This is a genomic window from Paenibacillus sp. WC2504, from assembly GCF_052682475.1.
This window is the reverse complement of sequence record NZ_JBQZFH010000001.1, coordinates 7,436,501-7,442,500: the sequence shown is the minus strand read 5'-3', so window position 1 is coordinate 7,442,500 and position 6,000 is coordinate 7,436,501. Positions and strand designations below refer to the sequence as shown.

The 6,000-nt window shown below is 48.0% G+C and carries 5 protein-coding genes, 12 tRNA genes and 2 rRNA genes (1 of these 19 running past the window's edge); all 19 read left to right on the top strand.

The genetic code is table 11. The features are described from left to right. A 23S ribosomal RNA gene (locus ACUN27_RS33985) occupies positions 1-1,282 on the top strand; it begins 1,638 nt to the left of the window's first position. Between the two features lie 68 nt (positions 1,283-1,350). Beyond that, a 5S ribosomal RNA gene (gene rrf / locus ACUN27_RS33980) occupies positions 1,351-1,467 on the top strand. Positions 1,468-1,510: 43 nt separating this feature from the next. Further along, positions 1,511-1,586: transfer RNA gene (locus ACUN27_RS33975), tRNA-Asn, on the top strand. Between the two features lie 28 nt (positions 1,587-1,614). Further along, positions 1,615-1,706: transfer RNA gene (locus ACUN27_RS33970), tRNA-Ser, on the top strand. Positions 1,707-1,745: 39 nt separating this feature from the next. Next, a tRNA-Glu gene (locus ACUN27_RS33965) sits at positions 1,746-1,820 on the top strand. Between the two features lie 15 nt (positions 1,821-1,835). Continuing rightward, positions 1,836-1,908: transfer RNA gene (locus tag ACUN27_RS33960), tRNA-Val, on the top strand. Positions 1,909-1,926: 18 nt separating this feature from the next. Then, positions 1,927-2,003: transfer RNA gene (locus ACUN27_RS33955), tRNA-Met, on the top strand. A 30-nt stretch (positions 2,004-2,033) separates the two neighbouring features. Further along, a tRNA-Asp gene (locus ACUN27_RS33950) sits at positions 2,034-2,110 on the top strand. Between the two features lie 15 nt (positions 2,111-2,125). Further along, a tRNA-Lys gene (locus tag ACUN27_RS33945) sits at positions 2,126-2,198 on the top strand. A 17-nt stretch (positions 2,199-2,215) separates the two neighbouring features. Beyond that, a tRNA-Leu gene (locus tag ACUN27_RS33940) sits at positions 2,216-2,300 on the top strand. 145 nt (positions 2,301-2,445) lie between these two features. Then, complete coding sequence (locus tag ACUN27_RS33935; protein WP_315955759.1) at positions 2,446-2,697, top strand: DUF1450 domain-containing protein; 252 nt, start codon at positions 2,446-2,448, stop codon at positions 2,695-2,697. A gap of 118 nt (positions 2,698-2,815) precedes the next feature. Next, entirely contained in the window at positions 2,816-3,325 is a 510-nt protein-coding gene (locus tag ACUN27_RS33930) for a ferritin (protein WP_315955760.1), read from the top strand. Between the two features lie 134 nt (positions 3,326-3,459). Beyond that, positions 3,460-4,086, top strand: a complete 627-nt coding sequence (locus ACUN27_RS33925; protein WP_445560377.1) for a GyrI-like domain-containing protein — start codon at positions 3,460-3,462, stop codon at positions 4,084-4,086. 49 nt (positions 4,087-4,135) lie between these two features. Continuing rightward, entirely contained in the window at positions 4,136-4,591 is a 456-nt protein-coding gene (locus ACUN27_RS33920) for a hypothetical protein (protein ID WP_315955762.1), read from the top strand. Positions 4,592-4,605: 14 nt separating this feature from the next. Beyond that, positions 4,606-5,304, top strand: a complete 699-nt coding sequence (locus ACUN27_RS33915; protein ID WP_445560376.1) for an AIM24 family protein — start codon at positions 4,606-4,608, stop codon at positions 5,302-5,304. A 101-nt stretch (positions 5,305-5,405) separates the two neighbouring features. Continuing rightward, positions 5,406-5,480, top strand: a tRNA-Gly gene (locus ACUN27_RS33910). 8 nt (positions 5,481-5,488) lie between these two features. Then, positions 5,489-5,565 (top strand) — tRNA-Arg (locus ACUN27_RS33905). A 23-nt stretch (positions 5,566-5,588) separates the two neighbouring features. Beyond that, positions 5,589-5,662, top strand: a tRNA-Pro gene (locus ACUN27_RS33900). A 7-nt stretch (positions 5,663-5,669) separates the two neighbouring features. Further along, positions 5,670-5,740, top strand: a tRNA-Gly gene (locus ACUN27_RS33895). Positions 5,741-6,000: the final 260 nt, after the last annotated feature.

The following is a 6,000-nucleotide window of genomic DNA, read 5'->3' as shown; positions in this document are numbered from 1 at the left end:
CCGTACCGCAAACCGACACAGGTGGGTGAGAAGAGAATTCTAAGGCGCGCGGAAGAACTCTCGTTAAGGAACTCGGCAAAATGACCCCGTAACTTCGGGAGAAGGGGTGCCTCGGTAGGGTGAATAGCCCGAGGGGGCCGCAGTGAAAAGGCCCAAGCGACTGTTTAGCAAAAACACAGGTCTGTGCGAAGCCGCAAGGCGAAGTATACGGGCTGACGCCTGCCCGGTGCTGGAAGGTTAAGAGGAGTGGTTAGGGGGTAACCCCGAAGCTATGAATTGAAGCCCCAGTAAACGGCGGCCGTAACTATAACGGTCCTAAGGTAGCGAAATTCCTTGTCAGGTAAATTCTGACCCGCACGAATGGCGTAACGACTTGGGCGCTGTCTCAACGAGAGATCCGGTGAAATTTTAATACCTGTGAAGATGCAGGTTACCCGCGACAAGACGGAAAGACCCCATGGAGCTTTACTGCAGCTTGATATTGGACTTTGGTACGATCTGTACAGGATAGGTGGGAGCCTTTGAAGCCTGAGCGCCAGCTTGGGTGGAGGCGCCGTTGGGATACCACCCTGATCGTATCGGAGTTCTAACCTGGTACCGTGATCCGGTATGGGGACAGTGTCAGGTGGGCAGTTTGACTGGGGCGGTCGCCTCCTAAAATGTAACGGAGGCGTTTAAAGGTTCCCTCAGAATGGTTGGAAATCATTCGCAGAGTGCAAAGGCATAAGGGAGCTTGACTGCGAGACCTACAAGTCGAGCAGGGACGAAAGTCGGACTTAGTGATCCGGTGGTACCGAATGGAAGGGCCATCGCTCAACGGATAAAAGCTACCCTGGGGATAACAGGCTTATCTCCCCCAAGAGTCCACATCGACGGGGAGGTTTGGCACCTCGATGTCGGCTCATCGCATCCTGGGGCTGAAGTAGGTCCCAAGGGTTGGGCTGTTCGCCCATTAAAGCGGTACGCGAGCTGGGTTCAGAACGTCGTGAGACAGTTCGGTCCCTATCTGTCGCGGGCGTAGGAAATTTGAGAGGAGCTGTCCTTAGTACGAGAGGACCGGGATGGACGTACCGCTGGTGTACCAGTTGTCTCGCCAGAGGCACCGCTGGGTAGCTATGTACGGAGGGGATAAGCGCTGAAAGCATCTAAGCGCGAAGCCCCCCTCAAGATGAGATTTCCCAGTATGTAAGACCCCTTGTAGACGACGAGGTTGATAGGTTCGAGGTGGAAGTGCGGCAACGTATGCAGCTGACGAATACTAATCGGTCGAGGGCTTAACCAATAAACCTAAGGTTTCAACTTTACGCAAGTTTCGTATCTAGTTTTCAAGGCGCAAACACGCTTTGACTGTTTGGTGATGATGGCGGAGGGGACCCACGCGTTCCCATCTCGAACACGACCGTTAAGCCCTCCAGCGTCGATGGTACTTGAACCGCAGGGTTCTGGGAGAGTAGAACGTTGCCAAACATTATAGGGATCTTTTGACGAAAGTCAAAAGTCTCTCTCCTATTCCCTGATAGCTCAGTTGGTAGAGCACTCGACTGTTAATCGAGTTGTCACAGGTTCGAGTCCTGTTCGGGGAGCCACTTTTTTTATCCGATGCCAGGCTTTCATGGAGAGGTGTCCGAGCTGGCCGAAGGAGCACGATTGGAAATCGTGTAGGCGTCACAAGCGTCTCGAGGGTTCGAATCCCTCTCTCTCCGCCACCTTAAAGCACGATTTACTTAAGAAAAGCCTGTTTACGCGGCCCGTTGGTCAAGTGGTTAAGACACCTCCCTTTCACGGAGGTAACAGGGGTTCGAGTCCCCTACGGGTCACCATCAAGTAATTCCCATGGAGGCTTAGCTCAGCTGGGAGAGCATCTGCCTTACAAGCAGAGGGTCGGCGGTTCGATCCCGTCAGCCTCCATTTTTCCTTTTTTAACGACGCGGGGTGGAGCAGCTCGGTAGCTCGTCGGGCTCATAACCCGAAGGCCGCAGGTTCAAATCCTGCCCCCGCAACCAACCTCTTGATGAGGTGTTATATTTTAGTGTGGAGCCGTGGTGTAGAGGCCTAACATGCCTGCCTGTCACGCAGGAGACCGCGGGTTCGAATCCCGTCGGCTCCGCCATTTTTTATGAAGTTTGAGTCATTAGCTCAGTTGGTAGAGCACCTGACTTTTAATCAGGGTGTCGTAGGTTCGAATCCTACATGACTCAGTTTTTTTTTGTTTTATGCGGTCATGGCGGAATTGGCAGACGCGCACGGTTCAGGTCCGTGTGGGCTAACCCCCCGTGGAGGTTCGAGTCCTCTTGACCGCATCACCAAGAGCTTTCTTAATTCCTTTTACAGGAGTTAAGGAAGTTCTTTTTTTGCATATCTATTTCTAAATTTCTGTTGACATTGATTATTATTATCACTAATATCATGGTATAGGCGGTAGATATGAGCGGTGGAGGTTATGACATGAAAACGATTAAATACTGCTGCAGAAATGAGAAATTCGGATCCAAACAAATATATAAGTCATTGAAAAATGAATACCCTGATTTGAAGCAAAAGAAGAAGGATTGCCTAGGAAACTGTAAGCATTGCAAGAAAGAGTGCATCGCGATGATCGGCAAAAAGAACTTGATTTGCGCCGCTTCGCCTGACCTACTATATGCTCAACTCAAGCAGATTATTGCTGAATCCAGGGCTGAAACTGTCATGGCCTAAGTACATAATCTTTGTAAAATTTATGACTTCCGTTTGTATTTGTATATGAAGTTCTGGTAATCTTGTATGTATGGGGATTTGCAAAAAATAACCATACAGAAAGGATGTGCAGCACATCATGTTAAAAGATGAACTAACGGAAGCGCTCAATGAGCAGATGAACTATGAATTTTACTCCGCGCACGTCTATTTGGCCATAGCTGGTTATTGTGCAGCAGAAAGCTTGGATGGGTTCTCGAACTTTTTTATCGTTCAAGCGGAAGAAGAGAAATTTCATGCAATGAAGATTTTCAAATTTATTAATGATCGCGGGAAAAAGGTTACTTTCGCCGGCATGGATACGCCTGTGAATGAGTACAAATCGATTCTCGACGCTTTTGAGCATGCATACAAGCATGAGCAGGAAGTCACTAGACGTATTTACCATCTGTCTGATTTGGCTCTCAACGATCGCGAGCATGCGACGATGCAGTTCCTCAAATGGTTTATTGATGAGCAGGTAGAGGAAGAAGCGATGTTCGACAGCATTATTAGCAAGTTGAAACGAATCGACAAAGACAGCAATGCCTTCTTCATGTTGGATGCGGAATTTGCACAGCGCACGTTCACTCCACCAACCGGGGAATAATTACATACGATACTAAGGAAGACCGAAACTTACTTTTTCGCCGTTTACAGCGAAGGGTAGGTTTTTTCTATGTTTACTGACGTATAGCTGTCAGGGTTTCTTTTATATACTGAAAGAAAAAAAGGAAGTGGCGCATGGAAAAGTTAGATTTAGCCAAAGTCTACAAATCCTATTACACAGCTCCGACGAAACCACAGCTAATTGAATTTGGACCTGTTTGGTATGTGACCATCGTAGGAACCGGGGACCCGAATGGAGATGTCTTCGCACAAGCGACTGAAGCGCTCTACACGCTTTCTTACAGTATTAAGGGCATTTATAAGATGGAGGAGAAAGACTTCACTGTGGCCAAGCTGGAGGGCTTGTGGTGGGTAGATGGAGATAGCCGGAAAGCGCTCGAGGTGCCGAAGGAGCAGTGGTGTTGGAAACTTATGATCAGGATGCCCGATTATGTTACTTCAGAGAAAGTGGAGGAGGCTCGAGTTAAAGCTTTAGGCAAGAAAAAGGAGCTAGATTTGCTTTCAAGTATTGTATTTGAAAGCTTGCATGAAGGAAGCTGTGTCCAGATGCTGCATATGGGTCCATATGCTTCCGAGCATGAAACGCTAAGTCAAATGTACGAATTTATGGAGACAAGCCATTTAAGCATTAGCGGCCTCCATCATGAAATCTATTTATCTGATCCGAGGAAGATTGATCCTTCGAAAATGAGAACTATTTTGCGTTACCCTGTTAAGGTGGCAGGAGTGGTGAAGGGGTGATTTTTGCTGTAAAATAGAAGAAAATGTCGAGCTGTTGGGAGGGAAGGCGATGCGGACAAGGCATATATCCGTTATTGGTCATGTAATCGGTGTGCTGGTGATTTGGATAGGGCTTATGTACCCTGCCTCTGCAGCCCAAGCCTCCTGGCTCGATAGGGTGAAGGATATCTATCAGCTACCTGAGAATGTGGAGCAAATTCAGAAAGATTACGAGGCAACGAAACAGCAATTAGAGGAGCAAAAGGACAAGCTCTCGGAAACGATTCGGCATTCGCAGGAAACCGAGGAAAAGCTCCTTCAGCAAAACGAAGCGCTTCAGAAAGAAAATGAACTCCTGCAAGAGCGTTTAAAGGCCATGGAGCAGGTTGCAATAGATAAAGAGAACCGGAATCGGAAGATAACGAATATGGTTATCGCGGTGGTTGTGCTTGTAGTATTGTATTTTGTACTCGGGCGGGTGTTTCGTTATGTGGTCTGGCGGAGGCAGAAGCGTCAAATGAGATAGGAGGCCTGAGAGGCGTGGAAGTTACTTTCGAACATGCAAGCTCACACGCAAAAATGGCCACACTGCGCATCGAGAAGGACGAATCGATCCATGTGCTGCATCCGAGCCAAATCGTAGCTTTTCAAGGGAAGTCTGAGCAAAGAGAGGATTCTTTGATGAAGCTGCCCAGCATGTACCGCAAAAAACGTCTGATTCAGTCGCGCGTGTATGGTCCTGCTCAGCTCATGCTAGGCTTGCCAGAAGGCTACAGTATGTCTGTGGTGCCTATTGGCGATGAGGATGATCTTTTGTACGAGTTTCGGCATGTTCTGTTTTATACCAGCGGTGTCAGCTTTACTTCTCACTTACAAAATGTTAAAAATACGCTGATCACGCAAGATCTCGTGAAAATGCAGTTTAAGGGGCCGGGAAAGCTGGGACTTTTGACCGCTGGTCCGTTGTATCAGATGGCTTTGGATCCGAAGCAGCCTTTATATGTGGATATTCATTGTCTAATTGCGTATCCTCGGAATGCAGTACTGCGTCTTTGTGTATATGGCAATACATTAGCGAGCCAGCATATGAATTATCATTGGGAGATGACAGGGCAAGGGCATGTGCTGCTGCAGCCATGCAAGCCGGATCGTAAGTTGGATGAGCATATGAAAAATGATAGCTTATTGCGGCGAATTGCAAGGGAAGTTCTGCCTTTTGGTGGTATTTTTATAAAATAAGCGATTGGTAACAAAAAACATTTGCATTTGTTCTGAAATCCTGATATATTATTCCTTGTCGCCTCTGAGAAAGAAATCAAGTGACAAGCAACACATACCGTGCGGAAGTGGCTCAGCGGTAGAGCATCGCCTTGCCAAGGCGAGGGTCGCGGGTTCGATCCCCGTCTTCCGCTCCATATTTTAAGCGCCCTTAGCTCAGCTGGATAGAGTATTTGACTACGAATCAAAAGGTCGGGAGTTCGAATCTCTCAGGGCGCGCCATTTTAATTAAGTTATAAGCGTTTCGGGATGTAGCTCAGCTTGGTAGAGCACCTGCTTTGGGAGCAGGGGGTCGCATGTTCAAATCGTGTCATCCCGATATTTACGCGGGTGTAGTTCAATGGTAGAACTTCAGCCTTCCAAGCTGGTAGCGTGGGTTCGATTCCCATCACCCGCTTCAAACAAGAGATCACCTTGGGGTGATCTTTTTGTTTTGTGCGGGTAAGGGAAGAGAACCCACTAGGGGTTCGACCGTCCTTGAAGACAGCTTGAGTAATCCCGAGTAGGACGCGCAGAGACACGATACAGCTATGGGGACCATCCTAACGAAATGCCCGAGCCCGCACGTTTCTTGGCAAAAGTAGATGAAAGCGGTATACTTATTTTGTTAACGTGTGCATTATCGTGAGACTATATCAATGAAATGAGGTCGGCGAC